This is a genomic window from Arthrobacter sp. ASL1 (assembly GCF_056680475.1).
In genome coordinates this window covers 1,218,917-1,244,373 of record NZ_CM155284.1, presented here as the reverse complement: position 1 = coordinate 1,244,373, position 25,457 = coordinate 1,218,917, and the positions used below count along the sequence as shown (strand labels likewise).

Sequence of the window (25,457 nt, the reverse complement as noted above, 5' to 3'; positions counted from 1 at the left end):
AGAGGCGGTGGATGACGCCATCAGGGGGTGGGCGCGAATTCCTCGGTGTCGATGGTGCCCTGCTGGCCCGCGTTGTAGCGGGCGCCGTGGATGGTCCCGGAGTTGATGATTTCCCCGAGTTCGGTGGCGGTTGCCTCGTCGAGCACGATGTCCCCGGCTCCCAGATTCTCGTCCAGGTGGCCGCTGTTGGTGGTCCCGGGAATGGCGTGGACGTGCTCGCCCTGGGCTAGCACCCAAGCCAGCGAGAGCTGTCCGCACGTGACCTCGAGTCGCTCGGCGATGGCCTGGACCTGCGCCAGCAGCTCCAGGTTGGCCGGATAGTTTTCTGCCGAGAAACGCGGCATGGAGCGGCGCATGTCCTTGTCGGGCAGGGACTGCGGGTCCAGCAGCGTCCCGGTGAGGAAGGCGCGGCACAGCGGGCTGAACGCGACGAACGCGGTCCCCAGCTCGCGGCAGGCTTCCAGCAATCCCAGCTCGGAATTGCGGGTGGCCAACGAATATTCGTTCTGCACGGCGGCGATCGGGTGTTCGGCGGAAGCCCGCCGCAGGGTGGCCGCGGAGACCTCGGAGAGTCCGATGGCCCCGATGGCGCCCTCCGCGACGAGGTCCGCCAAAGCGCCGACGCTTTCCTCCACCGGGACGTTCGGGTCGAGCCGGTGCAGGTAGTAGAGGTCGATGTAGTTCGTGCCGAGCCGGTTCAGGGAGGCCTCGGCCTGTGCCCTGATGGTTTCCGGGCGGCCGTCGATGCGCCCGCGCTCACCGGGGGCCATGATTTCCAGGCCGCACTTGCTGGCCAGGAAGAACTCGTCACGGCGTTTGCCCAGGGCGGCTCCAAGGAGTTCCTCGTTGCACCCCCTCCCATAGAGGGTGGCCGTGTCGAAATGATCGACCCCTGCATCGAGGGCATGCCGCAGAAGGGTCGCGCCGTCTGCGTAGCTCGGGAAGTTCGAATACCCGTGGCTGAGGTTCATGCACCCCAAACCGAGCGGACGCACCATGGTGCCCGCCAAATTGCGCATTTCCATGCCCCCTGTCTAGCACGAGTCGACCCGGACTTCGAACCTTCGCGTGTGCCAGGTGCCCTCGTGAGATGCGGGCCACAGCAGGGTCCGGGTGCTGCGGGGCAGGCGGCGGCCTACAACGGTTCGGGGACGTCTCCCAGCAGGCGGGCAAGATCGCGGCGGTTGCTGCCGGGGATGGGCAGCAACGGCCGGCGTGGCTCACCGGAGTCGATGCCTGCCGCCCGGGCCAGGGCATAGAGGTTGCTGAGCTTGCGCAACCCGGTGAATTCGTGCATCAACGGGGCGAGCTCATCGCGCACTCGAGCGGCTTCGGTGGCCCCGCCGTCGACCAGCGCGGCCCGCAGTGCCGCGAAGTGGGCCGGCAATACGGAGGCGGGGCCGGAGTGCCAGGCATCCGCGGCGAACCCCGCCTCGGCGATCAGCGCATCTCCGCTCATGCCGTGACTGAAGCCTTCGGGTACCCGCGGCGCGAGGGCCTCGTGCCGGGCGATGAACGTCGGGACGTCGGGGGCGGATTCCTTGACCGCGGTGATCGTCGGTTCGACGGAGAGTTCGGCGATGAGGTCCAGGGAAAAGGAGAAGTTGGTGGTCCCGGGGTTGGAATACAGACAGATCGGGGTCTCCGACGCCCCGGCGACGAGCCGGCACTGGGCGGCGACTTCCTCGTCGTCCAGCGGGACGTAGGACACGGTGGAGAGCAGGAGCCCGTCGACTCCCGCAGCCACGGCTGCCTCGACGTGGCCCATCAGTTCGGAGGTGGACACCGCGCTGACCCCTGCATGGATGGGAAGCGCCGGGTTCGCCCCGCGCACGGCGTCGACGGCGGTGGTGATGACAGCTGCCCGCTCGGCCGCATCCAGGTAGGCGAAACTGCCCGAGGATCCCAGCACGGCAATTCCATCGACCCCCGAGACCGCCAAGGCGGCCAGATGCCTGCGGAGTTCGGCGTGGTTGACCGCTCCGGAGTCGTCGAACGGGGTGACGGGGTAGGCGATCAGGCCGGTGAATGCGCTCATGGGCACACGCTAGCAGCAGGTGCACGGACGGGGTGGGAGTGCCATGCCCGGCTCGCATCGACTAGCTGCACAGCCCCGCGAACGCACCGAGTTCGGCCAGGCCGTCGGGCCGGCCCGGCAGGAAGTTCGTCAGCTCGGGGGAGCGGATGATCACAGCGCGCCATTGCCCGCGGGAGACCGCGACGTTGATGCGGTTGCGGTTGAGCAGAAAATCCATGCCGCGCGGGGCGTCCGCCGCGGCCGAGACCGCCATGCTCACCAGCACCACCGGTGCCTCCTGGCCCTGGAACCTGTCGACCGTGCCGACCCGGACCCCAGTCAGGCCCGCGGCGTCGAGTCGTTCGCGGACCAGGTTGACCTGGGCGTTGTAGGCGGCGACGACCAGGATGTCCTCCTGGCCGAGCGCCCGGACGGGGCTGCGGCCGCCGTCGTCCCAGCGCAGGCCAAGGTGTCGCCGGACCTGGCCGATGACCTCGGTGGCTTCCTCGATGCTGGAGGTCACGTTGTCCTGGTGGGGGACCATGATGGTCTCGACGCCCGGATCGGCGCCGTCTAGCCGGCGTAGGGCCGCGGCCGGGGCGGCGGCGAGCCGTCCGGCGTAGCTGAGCACCGAGACCTTCTCGCACAGCGCCGGGTGCATGCGCCAGGAATCGGCGAGAAAGTAGCCCAGCTCGGCCGGCAGGGTGGCATTGCCCTCGGAGAGCCAGCCCAGGGCCGACTCATCGACCGGCTCCGGGTGCGTACCCTGGGTGACCTGCGGCAGCTGGCGCGGGTCGCCGAGCAGCAGCAGGCGCCGGGCCGCCCGGGAGACGGCCAGCGTGTTCGCCAGCGAGAACTGCCCTGCCTCGTCGATGACCAGCAGGTCCAGCGACCCGGCCGGGACCTGTTTGCCGGTCATCGTCCACGCCGTCCCGCCGATGAGCGCCCCGCCGTCGGAATCGAGCAGCGTGTCGAACTTCTTGTCGTCCGTGACCTTCCACGCGACGGGGGTGGACGGGTCCTTGGGCTTCTTGCCGACCCGTTCGGGATCTATCCCCGCCTTGGTGATCGCCGCGGTGAGGATGTTCTCCACGACGGCGTGCGACTGGCCGACCACCCCGATCTTCCAGCCCCGGCCGACCAAGGCGGCGATGACATGGGAGCCGACATGGGTCTTCCCCGTGCCGGGCGGGCCCTGGACGGCCAGGTACGAGTGGTCCAGATCGGCCACCGCTGCGGTGATCGCGGCCGTGTAGTCGCCGCGCCCGGTGGCATCGGGCTCGACGGCGGGCAGCGCCTGCAGGGTGGACAGGCGCGGTGCCCGGCGGGCCAGGATGTCGATGCCCGGGTGGCGGGGCAGCCGCGGTGCCCGCCGCACCACGGCCGGGGCACCGTCGTCGTGCCCCGCGGGGATGTCCAGTCCGGAGCCGACTTCGCGGGCCAGCTCGGCCAGGGCCCCGCGGATGGAAACGGTCATGATGGGCTTGCCGGGGGTGAGCGCCATCGGGGTCTGCGGGTAGGGGGCGATGCGGCCAGAGGACCTCTCGACGACGGTCAGCACCGTGGTGTCGCCGCTGGAGTCCACGGCGGTGACCTCGGCGTCGAAGATCCCGCCGCGGGCGTGCGGCACGGGCAGCCCGTCCGCGTCGAGCGGGACGTCGGCGCCGTCGGGGACGGGGGCGTCATACATGCGGAACCAGGTGCTCCCGGCCCGCAGATCGGTTCCGTCCGAGGCGGTGCCCGCCAGTTCCAGCACACGGCGTTCGGTGCGGGCGCGCGGTGGTTTGGTCCAGTCCTCGAGAACCTCGGCGGATTCGACGAGGAAGATGTTGCGGGTTTCGGCCCAGTCCTCGACGGGGGATTCGAGCCGGTCGAAGTGGCCCCACCAGAACTGCTTGTCCTCGCGCCGGTGGTAGCCGGTGGCCGCGGCGACCATGGCCACTGCCGCGTGTTCGGCCCGGGCTTGGTCCCGGGCTTCGTCGTCGAGCCCGGAGAAATCGGTGTCCAATGCGAGGTAGGCCTGCAACGCCAGCTCGTCCTCGGTGGGCTGGTACGCCTCCCGCGGCGGGGCCTCGGCCCCCGGGACGACGGCGGTGGACGCGGAGGTGCCCGTATCCGGTCCCGGGAGGGCAGGGTGCTCCGCAGCGAGGCCCAACAGCCAGTCGCGCAGGCGCAGGGTGGAGAGGCAGTCGTATTCGTTGTAGTCGGAGATCGAGGCCAGAACCTGCCCGGCCTCGGCGGTCCGGCCGTCATCGCGGGCCCTGCAGTAGTGGGCGTAGGCGACCACGGAGGCCCCGGCGTCCTTGACGTCACCGCCGCGCAGGTGGCCACCCATGTAGAGCGGCTCGAGCTTCTTGATCGAATACGACGCCTCGGAGATGCGCAGCGAATGCCGCACGGCGTCGAACAGGTCCACCAGCAGGCCCGCCCGCAGCCAGGCATCCACGGTGTCCTCACCGGCGGTGTGGGTGGTGGAGAGGTTGCGCAGCGCCGACTTCTCGTAGGGGGCATAGTGGTAGACGTGCAGGTCCGGCCAGATCCGGCGGCGGTCCTCCACATAGGCCAGGAAGTCCAGGAACGCGCGCTTCTCCCCGGCCCGGGAGTGCGCCCAGAACGGCCGGAAGACCGGGGTCCCGGTGTCGTGCTCGATGACGCCGAAGAGGTACTCGATGCCCCAGCTGCCGGTGTCGGGGTCCTGCCAGAGCGGGTCGCCCTCGAAGTCGAAGAAGATGTCCCCGGTGCTGGCCGGGGGCAGTGCATCGATGGTGTGCGACGGGATGACGCGGTAGGAGACGGTGTGGTCCCCGGCGGTCGCGGAGCCGTCGTAGTCCAGCAGGCCGGTCTGGGCGCGTGCCTGTTCGCGCAGGCGGCCCAGGGCGGAACCGGCCGCCTCGTCGGCCGGGGCCGGTTGTTCGGCGAGCTCGTGCATGGTGGTGATGCCGGCGGCCATGAGCTTGCGGCGGCGGGCCGAGGTCATGCCCCCGACCAGCAGCAGGTCATCGTGCGCGGCGACCTGTTCTGCGCAGTAGTCGCAGCGGCCGCAGGCACCGATGCCGTTCTGGGCCCAGACCACCGGTGCCCCGGAGGCGCGGTGGGTGGAGACGAGGTGGCGGAACCGGGAGCGGCGTTCACGGTACGCCGGAAGCAGGTCGGGCATCGGATGGTCGCTGTGCTGGAGGTTGCCCAGCACCAGGGTGGCGACGGGGGAGGGGGTGAAGCCGAGGCGTTCGAGCTGGTCGCCGTAGGCGGCCAGCTGCAGCAGCGCGGTGACCTTGGCATGGCGGGCGAGCTTGGAATCCCAGACGGCGTAGCGGCCGTCGGCATCGCGGACGATGAAGTCGGCGAAGCCCAGGAATCCGCCGTCGAAGAAGGTGGCCTGGAAGACGACGTCGGCGCCGAGGGTGAGTGCCTCGGTGGTCTCGGCGGCGAGTGCCTCCAAGGTGGCCCGGTCGGTGGAAGGTGCCTTCGGGATGAGCTTGACCCCGGTGCCGCGTTCGCGGTCCCACGGCCCGTGGGTCTCCAGCAGCCGCGCCAGGACCCGCTGCTCGTGGACGTCACCCAAGGTGGCGGCCCGGTCGAGCATCTCGTCGGCGGCGAATGCCGGTTTGGGGCGGCGGCCGAGCTTGACGTCCAGCCGGTACAGCGACTGGTATTCGCATTCGCTGGCGATGACCAGATCCGATGCGGAGAAGACCAGCTGCGCCGGCTCTCCGGTCTCCGCGGCGTCCAGCAGGAACATCGCCACCCCCATTTCCCGCGACCCGGGTCCCTCCCGGCGTCGTCCTTCTCGAATCTAGCAGCGCGACCCGACGCTTTGGCCGCGCTGCTGGCTAGACTGGCCGCACGGGGGAGCCCACGACCCGTCGAAAGAGGATTGAGATGTCAGGCATAGTGGCGGCCCACGGGCCGTTCGACCCGGAGATGGGCCAGCGGATGCTGGCCCGGTTGGCCCATCGTGGCCCCGACGGGGAGGGCGTCCGCTGGGTGGGCGATGCCTGGCTGGGGGTTGCCAACCTGTCGATCACCGACGCGCGTGACGGGCTCCAGCCCCTGCGGGGAAGCGGCGGGAGCTGGCTGGTCGGTGACGGCGAAATCTACAACCACCAGCGGATCCGCGGCACGCTGGGCGCCGACCGCTTCAGCACGGGATCGGATCTGGAGGCCGCGCTGGAATTGCACGCCGAGCTGGGCACCGCCGCGTTCGGGAAATTGTGGGGCACGTTTGCCCTGGCGATCGCCACCGAGGGCGGCGGGTTCGCGGTGGCCCGCGACCTGCTGGGGCTGGCGCCGCTGTATTGGGCCCGGCGTGGGGGCACCGTACTGTTTGCCTCGGAGATGAAGGCGTTCGACGAAGCATGGCGTGTCGATGTCGAGCCGTTTCCGCCGGGCCACCGGTGGACCCCGGAAGCGGGGCTGGAGGCCGGCCCGGTTTTCCCCGCCGGTGCCCCGGTGCTGCTCAAGAGCCGAAGCCCGCAGGAGGAGCCTCCCGAGTGGGTCTTTGATGCGTTGCGCGAGACGCTCGTGCGCGCCGTCGAACGGGGGATGGACGCCGCCGTTCCGGTCGGGGTGCTGCTCTCTGGGGGCGTGGACTCGAGCATCGTGACCGCGATCGCCGCCCGCGCGGCCTCCCGGCAGGGCCGCCGGCTGCAGACGTTCGCGGTCGGCATGGAGGGCAGCCCCGACCTGCTGGCGGCCCGGCTGGTGGCCACCCATGCCGACACCGACCACCACGAACTCATCTACACCGCCGAGGACGCCATCGCCCTGGTGCCCCGGATCGTCGCCGAACTGGAGTCCTTCGACCCGACGCTGGTGCACAGCGCGGTGCCCAACCACCTGGTGGCCGAGCTTGCCGCCCGGCACGTGAAGATCGTGCTGGTGGGCGAGGGGGCGGACGAGTTGTTCGCCGGATATTCGCACTACGGCCAACACGACACGGGGGAAGCGCTGCATGAGGACCTCTTGCAGACCATCGCGGGACTGCACATCGGGGGCCTGCAGCGTGTGGACCGGGTCACCGGCGCGCACGGACTCGAACCGCGGCTGCCGTTCCTGGACCTCGACATGGTGGAACTGGCGCTGGCCCTGCCACCGGGGTGGAAGCTGACCGGACCGGACCGCCCCGCCAAGTGGCTGCTGCGGCGCGCCTTCGACGGATGGCTGCCCGAGGAGGTGCTGTGGCGGCGCAAGGAGCAGTTCGGCGAGGGGACCGGGATGAACGACGTGCTCCGCGGGCACTTCGGTGCGCGGGCCACCGCCACCGAGCTGGCGGCCGAGGCCGGTGTCCTGGATCCGCCGCTGCGCACCACCGAGGAGCTGTCCTACTACCGGATGTTCACCGAGGCGCTGCCGGGCATCGACGCGCAGCGGACGGTCGGGCGGTTCGCCGAGGCCTGAGGCCACCCCGAACCGCCCGCCGTTGCCGCTGCCGACCGGATGGGCCGGTCGCTAGCCGAACAGCCCGGTGATGGTGTTGCGCACGATGGGCAGCAACCGGTACATCGTCAGCGCGACGACGACCGGCTTGGCGCCACGTCGATGACCGTGGCGAACGGGACGGAGATGCCGACGACCGCGAAGTGGCCGAGCCCGTATTCGAGCACATCGTCGCTGCGCTTGCCCGGGAACTCCAAGAAGTCCATGCCCACCCTGATCAGCAGGTCATGCCGCCGTCGGGAGGAGCCTTCGGCAACGCTGTCCCTGCCCTGTTGTCGCTATGGTCGACGGGTCCGGAGGGGGCTCCGGCGGCGATGGCGATGATCGCACCCATCATTCGCTGAAGCGGACCGCCGTTTCGCGCAGGTACTGGTCCACGCGCACGTACGCATCGCGGGTCAGCGCCCGCCAGAGCTGGACGGCCAGCAACGGGTCCTCGGTCTCCAGCTGATCGATGGCCTCCGGGCCCAGGACCATCAGCTCCACGGGGCCCTCGGCCTTTTCGGTGGTCTCCTGCCGGTCCTCGCTGCCCAGGGCCAGTTCCCCGAACGTCATGCCCGCGCCGAGGGTGCTCAGGCGGACCCGCCGCCCCTCCGGGTCGGTGGTGATCGTGTTGATCTTGCCCGAGACGATGAAGTGGACGCCGCCGAAGCGCTGGCCGACGCGGCGGACGATGTCGCCGTCGACATGGTGTCGTCGCTCCATCCGGGCCGCGAGGTCGAGCACATCCTGCGGGGCGAGGCCCGCCAGCGCCGGGGAGGCCGTCACCGGGACGGCGGCGGACAAGTCCAGCCCGCCGCCGTAGCGGATGATGAGCTGGTTCTCCGTGTATTCGACGGCGGCCGAACGGGTGTCGAACACCGGGACGCCGGCATCGAAGGTTCCCGTGAGCAGGTCCTCGGGGTCGATGGTCAGCAGCATGCGCTGCTCGGCGGCGAGGGCCTGCTGCATGCGGGCCAGCATGCGCCGCGCCACCCCGCCAACCTCGTCCAGGCGGCGCACGTCCAGCAGCACGATCTCCACGGATTCGTCGAGGTCGCTGATGCCGCGGAGCACGGATTCGGTGCCGGCGAAGAGCAGGTCTCCGTTGAGTTCGATCAGCCGGGCCCGGTGCCCATGCTCGGCCAGCACGACGGCGGCCTCATCGTTGCGCCGGATGCCCGAGGGGAGTTCGGTGATGTCGTGCGATGCGCGGATGGCCGACCTGCCGGCGCGCGCTGAGCGGACGAAATGCATTTCCATCTCCTGCGACAGCCGCTGGCTGGTGAGGATGCCGCGGACGCTACCGCCGTGGGGGTCCAGGGGCGGGGAGAAGACCGCCAGCCCGGCCTGTCCGGGCAGCACCGCCAGCGTGCCGCCGCCGACGCCGGACTTGGCGGGCATGCCCACGTTGCTGGCCCATGCGCCGGCGTCGTCGTACATGCCCGAGGTCATCATGACCGAAAGGATCCGTTCCACCTCGGCGATGCCCAACGCCTCCGCGCCGGTGAGCGGGTTGGTTCCCGCGTTGGCCAGGGTGGCAGCCATGATGGACAGGTCGCGGCAGGTGACCTGGACGGCGCACTGGCGCAGGTAGGTATTCAAGGCGGCGGTGGGGCGTTCCTCGATGATGCCGAACGAGCTGAGCAGATAGGCGAGGGCATGGTTGCGGTCGCTGTGGCGCATCTCTGTGGCGAACACGCTCGGGCTCGAGCGCAGGGGTCGCCCGGCGCAGTCGGAGTAGAGGTCGACGATCCGGGTGATCGCTGATTTTCCGCCGGAACCCTTGATCATCCCGGCCACGGCCAGGGCGCCGGCATTGATCATCGCATTGGCCGGGCGGCCGCTGCCCTCCGCCAGGGAGATCTCGTTGAATGGGTCACCGGAGGGCTCCACGTCGACCTTGGCATCGACGGCCTCGTGGCCCAGGTCGGCCAGCGCTAGCCCGTAGCTGAAGGGTTTGGAGATCGACTGGAGGGTGAATTCCTGACGGGTGGTGCCGACCTCGTAGACGTAGCCGTCGACGGTGGCCAGGCAAATGCCGAAGTCCTCGGGGTCGACGGCGGTCCCGGCCGGGGCCACGGTGTATGGCGTCCCCGCGCGCTCGGCGGAGATCTCGGCGTGCAGCTCACGCAAATACGTCATGATGGGCGATTCCATGGCACCAGCCTAGGACGCGTTCGGCGGGGGACCCGTTCCCGGTTCCCCCGCCGTGGCCGAAGCGGTCAGCGCGCCGCCGGCAGGGCAGCCACCGGGTTGACGATGGTGACGTCGGTACGGGCGGTGCGCCAGATCTCCTGGCTGGCCGAGGCGTCCATCAGGGCGGACAACCCGCCGTGCGTCGGGGCCCCGATGACCAGCGTCCGTGCCTGGATGCGGTTGGCGTAGTCGGCCACCGCGTGCCCGGCGCCGGCGTGGTCAGCTGGGTGGTCCGGGGCGGTCAGCAGGACCTGGCCGGACGCGGGGATCCCGGCGGCCGCCAGGCGGTCCAGTTGGCGGGCGACGGCAGCGGAGGCCGCCTGGACGTCTTCGCCGTCGAGGGCGGTATCGCCGGCGATGACCGATTCCAGGGCATGGACCACATGGACCTGCAGGTGCGTCGCCGCGGCGACGCGCAGTGCCTTGTCGACCACGCGGTCCGCGGCATCGGAGGCGTCGATGGCCGCGACCACGGTTCCCTCGACACCGGCGGTGTTGGCCGCCGAGGCGGCGTGGTCCACGGGAATCACCCGGCTGCCCGTCGTGAGGGGTGCACCAGCGGGGGCACCGGCGTCGTGCCCGGTGGTGCCGGTGGTGCCGGCGGCCGATTCGGCGGCGGCTGCCGTGTCGGCGGCCTGGGCCTCCTCGGCCTGGCGCAGCAGCTTGTGGCCGGAGGCCAGGATGGCCAGGCCGATGACCAGGGCGACGGCGCCGATGATGAAGGGCACGTGCATGTTGTAGTGCTCGACCAGCTTGCCGGCGGCCAGCGGGGCGAGCCCGCCGCCGATGAAGCGCACGAAGCCGTAGGCGGCGGAGGCGACCGGGCGTTCGACCGGGGAGACGGTCATGACGGCCTGGGTGGTGACGGTGTTGTTCACGCCGATGAAGATGCCGGTGGCGATGACCGCGGGGATCAGCACGGAGGGCCGGTGGACCCAGATGCCGATGACCAGGATCGTGACGGTGAACAGCGACAGGTTCAGATACAGGGTTCCGGCGATGCCGAGCTTGCGCTGCAGCCACGGGGCACCGAAGACGGAGAAGATGGCGACGAGCAGGCCCCAGCCGAAGAAGACCATGCCCAGGTGGGAGGCGTCCAGGCCCATGGGGAACGGGGCGTAGCCCAGCACGGTGAAGAAGGCCCAGTTGTAGCACAGTGCCATCAGCGACATGGTCAGCAGGCCGCGGTGCCTCAACGCCTTCAGCGGGTCCAGGATGCTGGTCTTCTTAACGGGTATCGGCGTCGGGGCGACCATGGTGATGGTGGCGACGAGGGCGATGAGCATCAGGACCGAGACGCCCAGGAAGGGGCCGCGCCAGCTGATGTTGCCCAACACCCCGCCCAGCAGCGGGCCGGCGGCCATTCCCAGGCCCAGCGCGGCCTCGTAGAGCACGATCGCGCCGACGAAGCCGCCGGAGGCCGAGGCGACGATGACCGCCAGCGAGGTGGCGATGAACATCGCGTTGCCCACGCCCCAGCCGGCGCGGAAGCCGACGATGCCGCCGATGGAATCGGACATCCCGGCCAGTGCGGAGAAGACGACGATGATCGACAGGCCGTAGATCAGCGTGCGCTTGGCGCCGATGTGGCTGGAGATCCAGCCGGTGAAGAGCATGGCGACGGCGGTGACCAGCAGGTAGCTGGTGAACAGCATGGTGACCTGGCTGGGGGAGGCGTCCAGGTCGGAGGCGATGGCCGGCAGGATCGGGTCCACCAGTCCGATCCCCATGAAGGACACGACGCAGGCGAATGCCAGCGCATAGACGGCCTTGGGTTGTTTGAAGGGGCTGGCCGGCTTGGCGCCGGTCGTTGGTGCTCCGCTCATCGGTGCTCCAATCGAAGTGGGTTTCAGGGGTGGGTTCCGGGGTTTTCGGGGCGCCGGTCGGGGGCGGCATCGACCAGTTTGCGCAGGGCGCCGGTGGCCGCGACGATCGAGCGCTGGTCGGACCCGTCGAGGGAGGCGAGCAGTTCGGCGACGCGTTCGCCACGATTGCTCCGGCGTTCGGCCAGGGCGGCGCGGCCGGCATCGGTGATGCTGATCAGCACCGCGCGCCCGTCGCTGGGGTCCGGGACCTGGGCGACCAGCCCGTCGCGCTTGAGCCGGCCGACGGCCTGGGTCATCGACGGTTGGCTGACGCCCTCATGGGCGGCCAGGGCCGTCAGCCGGGCATCGCCGTGGCGGCTGAGCGAGCCCAGCGCCGAGTACACGGTCAGCGAGTAGTCGCTCGGCGGGCTGAGCCGGCGATGGAGCCGGAAGAGCTCCTCCAGCAGGCGGGCGACGTCGGAGATCTCCGCTGGATCGGGCGCCTGGTCCATGTTTTGCATAGGATATTTATATCAAAGTCCTATGTACTTTGTCGTGTCGTGTGACGCGGGGAACGACGGCGGCTGCCGGGCATGCACCTGGCGGGCGCCCTTCCGGGCGCACGAAAAGGCGGCGCCGGACCGTGGTCCGACGCCGCCTGGTGCGGGTGGTACTGGGCGCTAGGCTGCCGGGGTGGCGGCCCGCCGCCTGGCGAACAGCAGCTGGTCCAGCGACAACCGGCCCGGGCCGACCAGGGCCAGGGCGGCGGCCCCGCCGGCCAGTGCCAGCACCAGTTCGTAGCCGCCGTCGGCGACGAAGAGGCCGGCGCTGAGGTGGACCAGGGCCAGGGCTCCGAGCATGTCCACGGCCAGCAGCAGCGCGATCGGGCGGGTCAGCAGGCCCAGGACCAGGGCGATGCCGCCACCGAATTCCAGGACCGCGACGACCGGGGCCGCCAGGTCGGCCAGCGGGATGCCCATCTGGCCGAAGGCCTGCTGCGTTCCGGCGATGGTCCATTCGAAGATCTTCTGGGCGCCGTGCGCGGTGAACAGTGCGCCGAAGACCAGCCGGAGCAGCAGCCCCGCGGTCGTGGCGGGGGAGGCCAGGCGCGGAGCCGGGGTGGTGGTGGCCGGGCGGTCGATCGTCTGCGTCATGTGTGGGTCCTTGCGGTCGGCGGGTCGGTGCATCCGGTCGGCGGGTCGGGCCCGTCGCCGGTGCCGCGCGGTGGCGGCCTGCAGCCATCCTGTCGCATCATTGGTTGTAGATTCAACTAATGTGCGTTTTCCCACATCGGTGACCCCGGGTGACGCATCGCTAGTCCTCCAGCGTCTGGTCCCGCTCGCGGACGGCCGCCTCGCGGAAGCTCTGCTCGACGCGTGTGTACGCGTCGCGCGCCACGGCCTTCCAGAACGCGACGGCCAGTTCCGGGTTCCCCTCCTCGACCCCGGCGATGGCCTCGGCGGGCAGGACCTTGAGCTGGACCCGGCCCTCGGCCGTGACGCGCAGCGATTGCCCGCGGTCCCCACCCAGGGCGATCTCGCCGAACGTCATGCCCGCGCCGAGCGTGGCGTGCCGGAAGCGGTGGCCGTTCTGCGTGCTGGTGGTGGCGACCTTGCCGGAGAGGATGAAGTAGACACCGCCGAACTTCTGCCCGACCCGGCGGATCACCTGGCCGTCTGCGTAGCTGCGCTCCTCCATGAGGGCCTCCAGCGTGGCGATCTGGTCCGTCTCCAGCGGTGCCACCGCCGTGAAGTGCGGGATGTCCACGATGTCCGGGGCCATGCCGGGCCCACCGTGGACGGCGATGATCCACTCCTCGGCCCATTCCGCGGCGTCGTTTCGGGTGCCGAAGACGGGCACGTCGTCGCGCCCGGCGGTCACCTCGTCGGCGATCCTTCCCTCGTTCTCGATCAGGACCAGGCGGCGCTTGCCGGCCACCAGGCCGTCGCGCAGGTCCCGCAACATGTTGATCGCCACGTCGCCGACCTCGTCGACGCGCCTCACGTCGAGGATGACCAGCTGGACCTCGTCGGGCAGTTCGCTGACCGCCCGGACCATCGATTCGGCCCCGGCGAAGAGCAGGTCGCCGTTGAGTTCGAGGATCTGCGCCCGATGCCCGTTCTCCTCCAGCACCGCGGCGGCCTCGTCGTTGTGGCGGACCCCGGAGGGCGCTTCGGTGAGGTCGTAGCTTTCGCGGATGACCGAGCGGCCCATGCGGGCCGCACGCACGAAGTGCAGTTCCATGTCCGCGGCCATGCGCTCGGAGGCGGCCACGCCGCGCACGGAGGAACCGTGGTCGTTCAGCGGCGGCGAGTAGATGGCCAGGCCCAGCTGGCCCGGCAGCACGGCCAGCAGCCCGCCGCCGACCCCGGACTTGGCGGGCATGCCCACGGTGCTCGTCCACGAGCCGGCGTCGTCGTACATGCCGCAGGTCATCATCACCGACAGGACCCGCTGGATGGCGTCGATGCCCATGACCTCCTTGCCGGTCTGCGGGTGGGTGCCGCCGTTGGCCAGGGTCGCGGCCATCAGTGCCAGGTCGCGGGCGTTGACCATGACCGAGCATTGGCGGAAGTAGTTGCGCAACCCCGCCTCGGGATCCTGCTCGATGATGTTGAAGCTGCGCAGCAGGTTGGCCAGCGCCCGGTTGCGGTGGCCCGAACGCAGCTCGGAGCGGTAGATCGATTCGCGCACCGAGAGCGGGCGGCCGGCAAAATCGGAATAGGTGGCCAGGATCCGGTCGAACGCCTTGCGCCCGCCCGAGCCCTTGATCAGCGAGGTGGCGGCGATGGCCCCGGCATTGATCATCGCGTTCGCCGGGCGGCCTGACCCGGCGGCCAGCGAGATCTCGTTGAAGGCGTCCCCGGAGGGCTCGACGTCGATCTTCTCGTCGACCGCCTCCGGCCCGAGGTCCTCCAGTGCCAGCCCGTAGGTGAACGGCTTGGAGACCGATTGGATCGAGAACTCGGTGTCGGCCTCCCCGACCTCGTACACGTACCCGTCCACGGTGGCCAGGCAGATGGCGAAGTCGTCCGGGTCCGCTCCCGCCATGGCGGGGATGCCCTGGTACGGGGTGCCGGCGCGCAGCTCGGAAAGCTCGGCGTGCAGCCGGCGCAGGTAGCTCTCGATCGGGGATTGCATACTGCCACAGTAACGGCCGCGGCCGGCGGTCCGCCCCGACCCACGCCGCTGGGGCCCGCCAGCACAAGGGGCAGGACTATCCATGGCGCTCGGCGCTGTTATGCAATACGGTCGAGTAATCGCGATGCACCCCGCTGGTCTTCCCCGTCGTCGGGGAGGGATGCACGGCGGGATCGGACGCCGTCGCGCGCCGGGGGGCCACCACAGGTCCTCGAGAGTGCACGACGACGGGAGTGTCGCGGCATCGGGGGGTGGTCCGGGTGGCGGTTCGTTGGGGAACGGAGCCGCCGCCCGGGGTACCACCGGACGGGGCTACTTCGCGGGAAGCGCCTTCTCCAGCAGCGGCGTCAGGTGCTTGACCGTGTACAGCGCGCCGAGCGGGGAATTGATCGAGTAGGCGTTGGACAGGTCCCCGTCGATCACCACCGAATGGCCGGCCTTCACGGTGTCGAGCTTCCTCCACTGCGGGTCCTTCGTGATCGCCGTCGCGTCCAGGAAGATGGGGAAGGCCACGATCAGGTCGGCGTCCATCACATCGAGCTTCTCGCTCGAGATGTCCACCGAGAACCCGCCGGAGTTCACCGGCAGCTTCGCGATCGCCGGGTTCTGCTTGAACCCATAGCGTTCCAGGGTCTCCACGCGGCCGCCACCGGCGACATAGGCGCCCCAGCCCTCGCTGGTCTTGGTCGCCGCGGTGACGGTCTGGCCCTTCCACTGCGGGTGCGCCGCGGCCACCTTCGCGTACGCGTCGTCGACCTCCTTCAGCAGGGCGTCGCCCTTCTCGGGGACCCCCAGGGCGGTCGAGACCATGTGCACCTGGTCCTCCATGCCGGTCAGGTAGTTCTCCCCGCCCTTCGGGATGCCCACGGTCGGGGCGATCTCGGCCAGCCGGTCGTGGCGGTCCTTGTCGCCGCTGCCGCGCACGTCCAGGATCAGGTCCGGCTTCAGGGCGGCAATCGCCTCATAGGACGGTTCCAGCGTGTCGATCAACTTCGGCGCCTGGTCGTAGAGGCCCTTCGCCCACGGGCCCACGCCCTCGCCGCCGAAGCCGAGCCAGTCGGAGGCGCCGACCGGCTGCACACCGAGCGCCAATGCGGTCTCGGCGTCGCCCCAGCCCAGGGCGACCACACGCTGCGGGGCCTTGTCGATCGTCACGTCGCCGAAGGCCGTCGCGACCGTCTGCGGGAACGTGCCGGTGGCCGATGCGCCGGAGCCGGCAGCGGATTCGCCGGAGGCGGGCGGGGCGATGGAACAGCCCGTCAGGGCCAGGATGGCGGCCGCGATGAGTGCGATGGACGTGCGGAAGAACTTCATGGGCCAGGCCTTTCTGCGCCCGGGGTGATGCCGGACGGACGTGCAGGGTGGGGAACGGTGCGGGCGGACGGGGCCGCACGACATGAGGCAAGGATAGCCTAAACTCATTAGGTGACTGTCGAATCTGCTATCCCCGCGGCCAGCGGCCCGGACGGTCCCCGGCGCCGGGACGCGACTGCCCCTGCCCCGCCCCCCGGGCCGCCCCGGGTGGCCCCGTCCCGCAGGATCGCCGGCTTCGTGCTGGCGCTGGTTTGCCTGGGAATCGCCGTCGTGCTTTCCCTGGCCATCGGCACCCGACACATCCCGCTGGACACCGTCTGGGCTGCGGTCACCGGTTCCGGCAGCGGGGACGACGCCTCCGTGGTCCTGACCCTGCGCGCCCCGCGCACCGTGATGGGCCTGCTCGTCGGCGCCGGCCTGGGCGTGGCCGGTGCCCTCATCCAGGCCGTCACCCGCAACCCGCTGGCGGACCCCGGCATCCTGGGCGTCAACGCCGGAGCGGCGTTCGCCGTCGCCCTCGGCGTCGGGGTCCTGGGCATCGCCAGCCCGGCCGGCTACATCTGGTTCGCCTTCGCCGGGGCGCTGGCCACCACCGTCATCGTCTACCTCATCGGTTCGGGCGTCCGCGGTTCGGTCAGCCCAGCGCGCATCACGCTGGCCGGCGTCGCCATCGGCGCGGTGCTGGCCGGGTTCACCTCGGCGATGGTGCTGGCCAACCCGCGCGGCTACAACGCCATGCGCGCCTGGGAGGCCGGGTCGCTGGCGGACCGCGGCTGGGACCCGATCACGACGGCGGGGCCCTTCCTCGCCGCCGGGCTGGTCCTGGCGCTGCTGCTGGGCCGGTCGCTGAACGCCGTGGCGTTGGGCGATGACCTGGCCCGCTCGCTGGGTGCCCGGGTGATGCGCACCCGCGTGCTGGCCCTGCTGGCGGTCACCCTGCTGGCCGGGGCCGCCACCGCGATGGCCGGTCCCATCGCGTTCGTCGGGCTGATGATCCCGCACGTGGCCCGCTGGGCCGTGGGTCCGGACCAGCGCTGGATCATCGCCTACAGCGTGCTGCTGGCCCCGGTCCTGCTGCTGGCCGCCGACGTCCTGGGCCGGGTGGTGATGCGCCCGGGTGAACTGCAGGTCGGGATCGTCACCGCGGTCATCGGGGCACCCGTGCTCATCCTGCTGGTCCGCCGGGCCCGGGCGAGCCAGCTGTGAGGACCACGCCGAACCCGCCGGCCGCCACCGCCGTTGCCGCCACCGCCCGGGCCTCCCATGACGGATCCCGGACCCGGCACCTTCACGTGCCGGTTCCCGGCGGGTCCCTCCGCATCCCGCGCCGGCCCCTGCTGGTCGGCGCCGCCCTCGCCGCGGCCGTTCTGCTGCTGGCACTGGTCGCGCTGGGGCTGGGGGACTACCCGCTGAACATCGGCCAGGTCGTCACGGCGATGGCCAGCGACCAGGGCTTCGCCAGCAAGATCGTGCTCGAATGGCGCCTGCCCCGCGTGGTCGCCGCCGTGGCGTTCGGAGCCGCGCTGGGCGTCTCCGGTGCCCTGTTCCAGACGTTGACCCGCAACCCACTGGGCTCCCCGGACATCATCGGCTTCTCCACCGGCGCCTACACCGGGGCGATCATCTCCATCACGGTGGTCGGCACCAACCTCGTGGCCGAAACCGCCGGGGCGCTCCTCGGGGGCCTGGCCACCGCCCTGGTGGTCTACGTGCTGGCCTGGCGCGGCGGGGTGCAGGGCTTCCGCCTGATCATCGTCGGGATCGCGGTGACCGCCCTGCTCAACGGCGTGAACACGTACCTGCTGTTGCGCGCCCAGACCGAGGTGGCCATGGCAGCGTCGATCTGGGGTGCCGGTTCGCTGTCGCTGGTGGGCTGGGGCGAGGCCGCCTTCGCGCTGGTCCCGTTGGCGGTGCTCGGGGTGGCCACGTTCGCCGTCGTGCGCCCGCTGCGCCAACTCGAGCTCGGTGACGACGCGGCGCTTGCCCATGGCGTGGCCGCCGAACCGGCACGGTTGGCGATCCTGGTGGTGGGTGTCGGACTCATCGCCACGGTCACCGCGATCGCCGGCCCCATCGCGTTCGTCGCCCTGGCGGCGCCGCAGATCGCCCGCCGGCTGGTCCGCGGCGCGGGCATCCCGTTGGGCGCCGCGGCGCTGACCGGAGCCCTGCTGCTGCTGGCCGCGGATCTTGTCGCCCAGCACCTGGTCCCCGGGTCGGTGCCGGTGGGTGTCGTCACGGTCGTCATCGGCGGGGTCTACCTCGTCGCCCTCCTCGTCCACGAAGCACGGAAGCACCCATGAGCCGCACCACGCCCGGAACCCCGCCCGCCACCGACGTCGCCGGCACGCCACCCCGGCTGCACGCCGAGTCCCTCACGCTGGCCTACGACCGCCGGGTCATCTCCGAGGAGCTGACCGTGGAGATCCCCGATGGTTCATTCACCGTCATCGTCGGGCCGAACGCCTGCGGCAAATCCACGCTGCTGCGTGCGCTCTCGCGGCTGCTGCGCCCCACGGCGGGCCAGGTGCTGCTCGACGGGAAGGCCATCGCCTCCTACAAGGCCAAGGAGGCGGCACGGGTCGTGGGGCTGCTGCCGCAAAGCTCGATCGCGCCCGACGGGATCACCGTGGTGGACCTGGTCGCCCGGGGCAGGTACCCGCACCAGGGCCTCATCCGGCAATGGAGCGCCGCGGACGAGGCGGCCGTGGAATCGGCCATGGCTTCTACCAACATCGCCGACCTGCGTGAGCGGCACGTCGACGAACTCTCCGGCGGCCAGCGCCAACGGGTCTGGGCGGCCATGGCGTTGGCCCAGCAAACCCCGATCCTGCTGCTCGACGAGCCCACCACGTTCCTGGACATCGCCCACCAGATCGACCTGCTGGACCTCTTTGCGGACCTGCACGAGGTCGGCAACACGCTGATCGCCGTGCTGCACGACCTCAACCACGCAGCCCGCTACGCCACGCACCTGATCGCCATGAAAGAGGGCCGGATCGTCGCCCAGGGGCCGCCGGCGCAGATCGTGACCGCCGAACTGGTCCGGGAGGTCTTCGGGCTGGAGTGCCTGATCATCGACGACCCGGCGACCGGCACCCCGATGATCGTCCCGCGGGCCCGGCGCCGGGCGGCCGGCAGCTAGCGGCGCCGGCCGGGGTTCAGAGGATCTGGGCCAGGACCTTCAGCAGGTCCTTGACGCGCCGGTCCTTGTCCTCGGCGAGCAACTCGTTGGTCAAAAACGAGAAGCCGACGTTCTTGTCCGGCCAGGCACCGTGCAACCCGCCGCCGGCACCGGAATGCCCGAAGGCCGGCGCGACCGGGCCGTAGGTCCCGATCGGGTCGGCCAGCTCGTAGCCCAGCCCGAAGCGCAGCGGACGGTCGTTGACCGCGTCGGTGCCCTCGGACCAGGTGGCCCTCGCATCCGCCAGGGCGCCGGGGGAGACGACCTGCTGGCCGGGAGCCACCAGGAGGGAGTAGAGGGCGGCCATCGATTCCGCGGTGGCGATGGCCCCGCCGGAGGCCATCTGCGCCCGGCGCATTCCGACGGAATTGAAGGTGTCCTTCGTGCCGGTCAAGGTGTTCCCATACATGCGCTCGACGATGCGCCGGCGCCCGGGATCGGTCAGGAACGTGCTGATGGCATAGTCCCCGGCCCGGAAGATGGTGGCGACCTCCCCGTCGTGCTCCGCCGGCAGCCCGAGGTGGATGTCCAGGCCCAGCGGCTCGGCCAGCTCGTCGCGCAGCAGCGTCCCCACGTCCTTGCCGGTCACGCGCAGCAGCAGCTCGGCCATCAGGTAGCCATAGGTATGTGCGTGGTAAGCCACCTTGCTGCCCGGATCCCAGAGGGGACGCTGTGCGGCCAGGATCGAGGCGTTGAGCCGATTGTCGTAGAAGGCGTCCTCGCCCGCAGGTTCCGGATCGACGTAGACAAGCCCCACTGTGTGGTCCAGCAGCGCCGAAACGGGGACGTGCTCCTTGCCGGCGGCAGCGAATTCGGGCCAGTATGCCGCCACCGGCGCGCGCACATCCAGTTCGCCCCGGCCCGCCAGGATGGCCGCGAGCGTTGCCACCAGCCCCTTGGTCCCGGAGAACAACACCGCGCGGGTCCGGCCTGTCCACGGCTGGGGCCCGGCCAGCCCCGGACCGGGATCGCTGCCGGGTCGGACCGTCGTTCCGCCGTGCAACCGCAGCACGGGGGAGCCATCGCGGTAGACGCAGAAGGACATGCCGCCTGCGGCGGCTGCCAGGTGCCCGGCGAACACCTCCTGGATCCGGGCGAAATCCCCGCCGGGTAGGCCGGAGTCGTTGTGGGAGTCAACGGATGCGGTCGTGGTCATGGAGGGACTCCTTAGAACGTGGGGACGTGGTCCAGCAGCTGCCGGGTGTAGGCGTGCCGGGGATTGGTGAGCACCTCGTCGGTCGGCCCGACGTCGACGATCTTTCCCTTCTGGAGCACTGCCAGGGACTGCGAGATATGCCGGGCCAGCGCGATGTTGTGCGTCACAAAGAGCATGGCCATCCCGGTTTCCAGCTGCAGGGTGCGCAGCAGGTCAAGGATGGAGGCCTGCACGGAGACGTCCAGGGCCGAGGTGACCTCGTCACAGACCAGCACCGAGGGTGCGTTGACGAGCGCCCGGGCGATGGCCGCGCGTTGGCGTTCGCCGCCGCTGAGCTCCCCGGGGCGCCGATCCAGGTACGAGGCGCCCAGCTTGACCTGGTCCAGGGCCTCCACGACCAGGGACCGTCGCCTGCGCTTGTCGGCCACGCCGGCCATTTTCAGCGGGACCTCCACCGATTCGAGGATGCTGCGGCGCGGATTCAGCGAGGAGAACGGGCTCTGGAACACGTACTGGATGCACTGGCGCTGTTCGGCCGTCCGGCTGCGGGTCCCGGGTGCGAGGTCGGTGCCTCGCAGGGCGACCGTGCCGCGATAGTCGTCGTTCAGGCCGGCGACACACCGCGAGAGTGTGGTCTTGCCCGACCCCGATTCGCCGAGCAGCATCATCGATTCGCCGACGCCCAGACGGAAGTCGATTCCGTCGAGGATCTGCGCCGGCCCGTATGCGAGCTCCAGGTCCGAGACCTCGAGCAGCGCGGTGGACGACGCCGGCTCCGGCTTCCCGGGCCCGGCCAGCGCGTTGATCCGGTTGTCGCCGGGGGCATGCGGGCCGGGGATGACCAGCGGCTGCTCGCCGGTGATGGCCTCCACCTCGCCCACCCGGCGATTGCCGTCCAGGTCAGGGACGGCGTTGAGCAACTTGCGGGTATAGCCATGCTGCGGGTGGAAGAGGACCTCCTCGGTGGTGCCGCGCTCGACGACCTCACCGGAGAGCATCACCAGGACCTCATCGGCCACCGTGGCGACGACTGCCAGGTCGTGGGTGATGTAGAGGCCGGCGACCTGGTGGCGTTCGGCCATCTCATCGATGGTCTGCAGGACCAGCGCCTGCGTGGTGACATCGAGCCCGGTGGTGGGCTCGTCCAGGACCATGACCGAGGGGCGGCAGGCAAAGGCCATGGCGATGCCCACGCGTTGCTGCTGGCCGCCGGAGAGCTGGTGGGGGTAGCGGCGCTGGTAGGCGGAGTCGTTCGCCAAGCCGACTTCCGCGAGGACCTCCGCGACGCGTTCGGTGCGTTCGGCGGCCGAGGAGCCGAATCCGTGGACCTGGAGGGTTTCCGCGATCTGGTCGCCGATCCGCATGGCGGGGTTCAGCGACAGTGCGGGATCCTGCGGGACATAGGAAATGGATCCGCCGCGCAGCGCACGCATCCGGGCGGGTGCGAGGTCGAGCAGGTTATCGGAAGCAGCGTCGGATCCGAGGAACACGCTGCCGCCGGTGAGCCGGAGCCCCTGGCGGAAGTGGCCCATGCAGGCCAGGCCCGCGGTGGTCTTGCCGGAGCCGGACTCGCCGACCAGCGCCAGGATCTTGCCCGGATGCAGGTCGAAGCCGATGCCGTGCAGGATCTCCTGTCCGGCCAGGGTGGCCACGCGGATGTCCTGCGCACGCAGGGCCGGGGCGCCGAGCCGGGGGGCATTGGTCGTCGTGTCGTTCACGGTGGTGTCCATGTCTACTTTCCCGCGTTCAGGTTGGCGGAGGCCTTGGCCAGCGCATCGGTGAGCAGGTTCGTCCCCACGGTCAGCACGGCGATGGCCAGCACCGGAAGGATGACGCCCCAGGGCTGGACCATCAGGGCGATGCGGTTTTCGTTGATCATCAGGCCCCAGTCGGCGGTCGGGGGCTGCATGCCCAGGCCCAGGAAGGACAGCGCGGCGATGAAGCCGATCGAGTACGTCATGCGCAGGCCGAGCTCGACCATGAGCGGGCCGGTGATGTTGGGCAGGACCTCCTGGAGCAGGATCTTCCATTTGGGCACCGCGTACATTTCGGAGGCACGCACGTAGTCCTCGGTGATCACCGAGGCGGTGGCCGAACGTGTCACCCGTGCTACGCGGGGGGCATGGGTGATGCCGATGACCGTCACCAGCACCCATCCCTCGGGGCCCAGGACGGTGATGGCCAGCAGTGCGAAGACTAGTTGCGGCAACGCCAGCAGGACGTCGTTGGAGCGCATGATGAAGTTGTCCAGCGACGGGCGCGAGTAGGCGGCTGTCATGCCGATCACGGCGCCCAGGACCATGCCCAGGGCGGTGGCCAGGGCGGCATAGGCGAGCAGCCGCAGGCCCCCATCGAGGAAGCGGCTGAGGATGTCGCGGCCCAGGTTGTCGGTGCCGAATGCCCCGTCGGATTGGAACGGGCGGCCGGCGAAGGCGGTGGACGAGTAGCCGGTGGCCCAGGGCAGCACGAGCGGGCCGAGCAGGGCGACGAGCAGTACGACGCCGGTCAGCACGGCCCCGATCCTGGCCTGGCGTTGACGCATCATGCGCCGTAGCAGGCCCGGCGCGGCATGGGTTTCGCTCTCGATGGACGAGGCGGACATGTCGGTGGGTGTGGTGGAGGAACTCATCGGGCGGACTCCGTCCTGAGCTTCGGGTTGGTGGCGATGCCGACCAGGTCGGCCAGCAGGTTGACCACGATGTAGGCGGCCGCGATCAGCATCGAGATCGCCTGGACCACCTGCACATCGCGGTTGGCCACCGCGTCGACCAGCGCCTGGCCGATGCCGGGGTAGCGGAAGAGGAATTCGATGACGACCACGCCACCGGCCATCCAGGCCAGCTGGATCGCGATGACCTGCGCGACCGGGGCCAGGGCGTGGGGGACGGCGTGGCGGATGATGACCTGGCGTTCGGGGACGCCCTTGAGCCGGGCCATCTCCACGAATCCCGAGTCGAGGACCTCGATCATGGTGGCGCGCATCATCCTCACGATGTAGGGGGTGACGACCAGGACCAGGGTCACGGCGGGCAGCACCAGCTGCAACGGGTAGTTCCACACGTGCTCACCCGGAGGGGCCATTGTGACCGAGGGCAGGATCTTGAACACCGTGGTGGAGAAGAGCGTGATCAGCAGGATGCCGACCACGAACTCCGGCAGGGCGGCCAGGACCAGGCTGGTGACGGTCGCGGCATGGTCGGCTGCCTTGCCGCGGCGCAGGGCGCTGTAGGTCCCGACGACGATGCCCACCGGGATGCTGATGACCGCGGCGATGCCCATGAGTACGAGCGAGGCGCTGATCCGTTCGCCGAGCAGCTCCGAGACGGGCCCCGAGGTGGCAGCGGAATAGCCGAAGTCGCCGGTGAACAGGCCGCCTAGCCACGACAGGTAGCGCATGGCCACCGGGTCGTTGAGGTCCATCTGTTCGCGGAGTACCGCCAGGCGTTCGGGTGTGGCCTGTTGGCCGAGCATGGCCTGGGCGGGGTCCCCGGGCAACAGCAGGGTGGCCACGAAGACCAGGATGGAGACGACCAGCAGGATCAGCACGCTGACCAGCAGGCGCCGGGACACGAGTTTCATGATCATTTGGTGCCTCCCAGCCATACGCGGCGGAATTCGAAGCCGGACAGTGCCAGCCCGGTCTTGTTGGGGATGAGCCCGGCGACATACCGCTGGTAGGCGTCGGCCTGGTTGGAGTGGCCCCAGATGATGTATCCGCCTTCTTCCCAGAGGAGGCGTTGGGCCTCGGAGATGAGTTTGTTGCGGTGCGCCTCATCCAGGGTGCCCTTGGCCCGTTCCACCAACTTCACGAACCGGGGATCGTCCCAATGCGTTTCGTTGTAGGGGGACTCCTTCAGCAGGCAGTTGTCCACCTGGGGCAGGAAGTTGCGCGTGTAGTAGAAGTCCTGGGCGAAGTCCCATTTGAGGTAGTTGTCGCCGAAGAAGGTGGTGGCATCGACGCGGCGGATCGACACCCGGATGCCCGCCTCGGCGGCTTGCTGGGCGAAGACCTGCGCGGCTTCGACGGCACCGGACTGGATGGGTGCCGTGACCAGTTCGACGTCGAGTCCGTCCGGGTAGCCGGCCTCGGCCAGCAACTTCCTGGCCCGGCCGATGTCCTGGGTCCGTTGGGGGAGCCCTGTGGTTCCGGGGTCAAAGGGCGCGAAGACGTCGTTGCCGATCCTGCCCTGTCCGCTGTAGACCTGTTCGATCATCTGCTTGCGGTCCACGGCCAGTCGGAAGGCCTGGCGGACGCGCACGTCATCGAACGGCTTGCGGTCCACGCGCATGGTGAACGGTAGCCACATGCCGGTCTCCGAATTGAGGATGCCGATGCGCGGATCGGATCCGATGACCTCGGTCAGGGCCAGCGGGATCTGGCCGATGGCGTCGACCTGGGTGGAGAGCAACGCGTTGATCAGCGCATCGTCGTCGTCGAAATTGAGGATGACGAGTTCATCCAGGTACGGCTCGTTGCCGCGCCAGTAGTTGTCGTTGCGGGCGAACACCGATTGGCGGCCGGGGGAGAAGCTCTTGGCCTTGAACGGCCCGGTCCCCACCGGGTGGGCGGGGTCGTAGTCCGCCGGGACGATGCCCAGGGAATACTGGCCCAGCGAGTCGTCGAAGGTGGCCGTGGGGGTGTTCAACCGGAATTCGACCGTATCCGTCGCGGTGGCGACCACCTCGTCGAGGACGGACAGCGCCGTCGCGCCCGATTTGGGGTCATCGGGGTTGATGATCCTTTTGAACGTTGCGACGACATCGTCTGCGGTCAGGGGGCGGCCGTCATGGAAGGTGACGCCTTGGCGCAAGGTGACCGTCCAGACCCGGGCCCGGTCGTCCGGGGTGGCGCTGAGTGCGAGCAGGGGCTGCAGGTCGTAGTTCTCGTCGCGGTACAACAGCGACTCGTAGAGGTTGACCACGCGGGCGATGTCGGTGGTGTTCACCGGGACGTGGGCGTCGAGCGTGTCGGAGGCGCCGCCGCCGGACAGCCCGACACGCAACGTCCCGCCCGCCTGCGGTGGGCCGGTGGGTGCGGGGACGACGTCGGGCTGCTGCCCGCATGCGCTCAGGACGGCACCGAGGCCGACGGCCATGCCGGAGCCGAGGAGGGTGCGCCGGCTGAAGCGGCTGCGGGCGCGGTCCATCAAGGGTTGGATTGCCGGGGAGCCGGATCGCACCGGCTCGGGTTGGAAGGGTGGGGTGGAATGCACGGATGCTCCTGGAGTC

At 70.1% G+C, this 25,457-nt stretch carries 19 protein-coding genes; 4 read left to right on the top strand and 15 right to left on the bottom strand.

From position 1 onward, the window contains the following. Positions 1-20 precede the first annotated feature (20 nt). The 3 genes from AC1MEQ_RS05915 to AC1MEQ_RS05905 all read right to left on the bottom strand — a co-directional run bounded on the left by AC1MEQ_RS05915 (position 21) and on the right by AC1MEQ_RS05905 (position 5,756). Positions 21-1,025, bottom strand: a complete 1,005-nt coding sequence (locus tag AC1MEQ_RS05915; protein ID WP_479794840.1) for an aldo/keto reductase — start codon at positions 1,023-1,025, stop codon at positions 21-23. 110 nt (positions 1,026-1,135) lie between these two features. Next, on the bottom strand, positions 1,136-2,038 hold the full coding sequence (locus AC1MEQ_RS05910) for a dihydrodipicolinate synthase family protein (RefSeq protein ID WP_479794838.1): 903 nt from the start codon (positions 2,036-2,038) through the stop codon (positions 1,136-1,138). A gap of 61 nt (positions 2,039-2,099) precedes the next feature. Beyond that, entirely contained in the window at positions 2,100-5,756 is a 3,657-nt protein-coding gene (locus tag AC1MEQ_RS05905) for a TM0106 family RecB-like putative nuclease (RefSeq protein ID WP_479794836.1), read from the bottom strand. A gap of 140 nt (positions 5,757-5,896) precedes the next feature. On the opposite strand from AC1MEQ_RS05905, the gene AC1MEQ_RS05900 reads away from it, so the two are divergent. Then, positions 5,897-7,414 carry an asparagine synthase-related protein gene (locus AC1MEQ_RS05900; RefSeq protein ID WP_479794834.1) on the top strand — a complete coding sequence of 506 codons (1,518 nt, stop codon included), beginning with the start codon at positions 5,897-5,899 and terminating at the stop codon, positions 7,412-7,414. Between the two features lie 107 nt (positions 7,415-7,521). On the opposite strand, the gene AC1MEQ_RS05895 is transcribed toward AC1MEQ_RS05900, so the two are convergent. The 7 genes from AC1MEQ_RS05895 to AC1MEQ_RS05865 all read right to left on the bottom strand — a co-directional run bounded on the left by AC1MEQ_RS05895 (position 7,522) and on the right by AC1MEQ_RS05865 (position 15,891). Then, positions 7,522-7,659 (bottom strand): hypothetical protein, encoded by a 138-nt coding sequence (locus tag AC1MEQ_RS05895; RefSeq protein ID WP_479794832.1) that lies wholly within the window; start codon positions 7,657-7,659, stop codon positions 7,522-7,524. Positions 7,660-7,786: 127 nt separating this feature from the next. Next, positions 7,787-9,592, bottom strand: coding sequence for a glutaminase A (gene glsA / locus AC1MEQ_RS05890; protein WP_479794830.1), 1,806 nt, complete (start codon positions 9,590-9,592; stop codon positions 7,787-7,789). A gap of 65 nt (positions 9,593-9,657) precedes the next feature. Beyond that, positions 9,658-11,457, bottom strand: a complete 1,800-nt coding sequence (locus AC1MEQ_RS05885) for an MFS transporter (RefSeq protein ID WP_479794828.1) — start codon at positions 11,455-11,457, stop codon at positions 9,658-9,660. A gap of 23 nt (positions 11,458-11,480) precedes the next feature. Then, positions 11,481-11,948 carry a MarR family winged helix-turn-helix transcriptional regulator gene (locus tag AC1MEQ_RS05880; protein WP_479794826.1) on the bottom strand — a complete coding sequence of 156 codons (468 nt, stop codon included), beginning with the start codon at positions 11,946-11,948 and terminating at the stop codon, positions 11,481-11,483. A gap of 168 nt (positions 11,949-12,116) precedes the next feature. After that, complete coding sequence (locus AC1MEQ_RS05875) at positions 12,117-12,590, bottom strand: DoxX family protein (RefSeq protein ID WP_479794824.1); 474 nt, start codon at positions 12,588-12,590, stop codon at positions 12,117-12,119. 160 nt (positions 12,591-12,750) lie between these two features. Continuing rightward, positions 12,751-14,577: a glutaminase A gene (gene glsA / locus AC1MEQ_RS05870; protein ID WP_479794823.1), complete on the bottom strand. Its 1,827-nt coding sequence runs from the start codon at positions 14,575-14,577 to the stop codon at positions 12,751-12,753. A 312-nt stretch (positions 14,578-14,889) separates the two neighbouring features. After that, positions 14,890-15,891, bottom strand: a complete 1,002-nt coding sequence (locus AC1MEQ_RS05865) for an iron-siderophore ABC transporter substrate-binding protein (RefSeq protein WP_479794821.1) — start codon at positions 15,889-15,891, stop codon at positions 14,890-14,892. Positions 15,892-16,002: 111 nt separating this feature from the next. On the opposite strand from AC1MEQ_RS05865, the gene AC1MEQ_RS05860 reads away from it, so the two are divergent. Genes AC1MEQ_RS05860 through AC1MEQ_RS05850 form a run of 3 tightly spaced genes read left to right on the top strand, consistent with a single transcriptional unit; the run spans position 16,003 to position 19,033 of the window. Then, the gene (locus tag AC1MEQ_RS05860) at positions 16,003-17,097 is read left to right on the top strand and encodes an iron chelate uptake ABC transporter family permease subunit (protein WP_479794819.1); all 1,095 of its coding nucleotides are present in this window, start codon (positions 16,003-16,005) and stop codon (positions 17,095-17,097) included. Then, positions 17,094-18,191 (top strand): FecCD family ABC transporter permease, encoded by a 1,098-nt coding sequence (locus AC1MEQ_RS05855; protein WP_479794817.1) that lies wholly within the window; start codon positions 17,094-17,096, stop codon positions 18,189-18,191. Before AC1MEQ_RS05860 ends, AC1MEQ_RS05855 begins: the two co-directional genes overlap by 4 nt. Then, positions 18,188-19,033 carry an ABC transporter ATP-binding protein gene (locus tag AC1MEQ_RS05850; protein WP_479794814.1) on the top strand — a complete coding sequence of 282 codons (846 nt, stop codon included), beginning with the start codon at positions 18,188-18,190 and terminating at the stop codon, positions 19,031-19,033. The genes AC1MEQ_RS05855 and AC1MEQ_RS05850 overlap by 4 nt, the downstream gene beginning before the upstream one ends. 16 nt (positions 19,034-19,049) lie before the next feature. Here AC1MEQ_RS05850 and AC1MEQ_RS05845 read toward each other — a convergent pair whose 3' ends face one another. Genes AC1MEQ_RS05845 through AC1MEQ_RS05825 form a run of 5 tightly spaced genes read right to left on the bottom strand, consistent with a single transcriptional unit; the run spans position 19,050 to position 25,441 of the window. Further along, positions 19,050-20,228 (bottom strand): serine hydrolase domain-containing protein, encoded by a 1,179-nt coding sequence (locus tag AC1MEQ_RS05845; protein WP_479794812.1) that lies wholly within the window; start codon positions 20,226-20,228, stop codon positions 19,050-19,052. Positions 20,229-20,239: 11 nt separating this feature from the next. Beyond that, entirely contained in the window at positions 20,240-21,958 is a 1,719-nt protein-coding gene (locus AC1MEQ_RS05840; protein ID WP_479794810.1) for an ABC transporter ATP-binding protein, read from the bottom strand. Between the two features lie 2 nt (positions 21,959-21,960). Further along, entirely contained in the window at positions 21,961-22,857 is an 897-nt protein-coding gene (locus AC1MEQ_RS05835) for an ABC transporter permease (protein WP_479794808.1), read from the bottom strand. Continuing rightward, the gene (locus tag AC1MEQ_RS05830) at positions 22,854-23,813 is read right to left on the bottom strand and encodes an ABC transporter permease (RefSeq protein ID WP_479794806.1); all 960 of its coding nucleotides are present in this window, start codon (positions 23,811-23,813) and stop codon (positions 22,854-22,856) included. Before AC1MEQ_RS05830 ends, AC1MEQ_RS05835 begins: the two co-directional genes overlap by 4 nt. Continuing rightward, entirely contained in the window at positions 23,810-25,441 is a 1,632-nt protein-coding gene (locus AC1MEQ_RS05825; RefSeq protein WP_479794804.1) for an ABC transporter substrate-binding protein, read from the bottom strand. Before AC1MEQ_RS05825 ends, AC1MEQ_RS05830 begins: the two co-directional genes overlap by 4 nt. Positions 25,442-25,457: the final 16 nt, after the last annotated feature.

Excerpts from the sequence above, each read along its gene's own strand:
- AC1MEQ_RS05910 (WP_479794838.1), bottom strand. The coding sequence starts at position 2,038 with ATGAGCGCATTCACCGGCCTGATCGCCTACCCCGTCACCCCGTTCGAC.
- AC1MEQ_RS05880 (WP_479794826.1), bottom strand. The coding sequence starts at position 11,948 with ATGGACCAGGCGCCCGATCCAGCGGAGATCTCCGACGTCGCCCGCCTG.
- AC1MEQ_RS05900 (WP_479794834.1), top strand. The coding sequence starts at position 5,897 with ATGTCAGGCATAGTGGCGGCCCACGGGCCGTTCGACCCGGAGATGGGC.
- AC1MEQ_RS05905 (WP_479794836.1), bottom strand. The coding sequence starts at position 5,756 with ATGTTCCTGCTGGACGCCGCGGAGACCGGAGAGCCGGCGCAGCTGGTC.
- AC1MEQ_RS05895 (WP_479794832.1), bottom strand. The coding sequence starts at position 7,659 with ATGGACTTCTTGGAGTTCCCGGGCAAGCGCAGCGACGATGTGCTCGAA.
- AC1MEQ_RS05915 (WP_479794840.1), bottom strand. The coding sequence starts at position 1,025 with ATGGAAATGCGCAATTTGGCGGGCACCATGGTGCGTCCGCTCGGTTTG.
- AC1MEQ_RS05835 (WP_479794808.1), bottom strand. The coding sequence starts at position 22,857 with ATGAGTTCCTCCACCACACCCACCGACATGTCCGCCTCGTCCATCGAG.
- glsA (WP_479794823.1), bottom strand. The coding sequence starts at position 14,577 with ATGCAATCCCCGATCGAGAGCTACCTGCGCCGGCTGCACGCCGAGCTT.
- AC1MEQ_RS05875 (WP_479794824.1), bottom strand. The coding sequence starts at position 12,590 with ATGACGCAGACGATCGACCGCCCGGCCACCACCACCCCGGCTCCGCGC.
- AC1MEQ_RS05845 (WP_479794812.1), bottom strand. The coding sequence starts at position 20,228 with ATGACCACGACCGCATCCGTTGACTCCCACAACGACTCCGGCCTACCC.
- AC1MEQ_RS05830 (WP_479794806.1), bottom strand. The coding sequence starts at position 23,813 with ATGATCATGAAACTCGTGTCCCGGCGCCTGCTGGTCAGCGTGCTGATC.
- AC1MEQ_RS05840 (WP_479794810.1), bottom strand. The coding sequence starts at position 21,958 with ATGGACACCACCGTGAACGACACGACGACCAATGCCCCCCGGCTCGGC.
- glsA (WP_479794830.1), bottom strand. The coding sequence starts at position 9,592 with ATGGAATCGCCCATCATGACGTATTTGCGTGAGCTGCACGCCGAGATC.
- AC1MEQ_RS05865 (WP_479794821.1), bottom strand. The coding sequence starts at position 15,891 with ATGAAGTTCTTCCGCACGTCCATCGCACTCATCGCGGCCGCCATCCTG.
- AC1MEQ_RS05850 (WP_479794814.1), top strand. The coding sequence starts at position 18,188 with ATGAGCCGCACCACGCCCGGAACCCCGCCCGCCACCGACGTCGCCGGC.
- AC1MEQ_RS05885 (WP_479794828.1), bottom strand. The coding sequence starts at position 11,457 with ATGAGCGGAGCACCAACGACCGGCGCCAAGCCGGCCAGCCCCTTCAAA.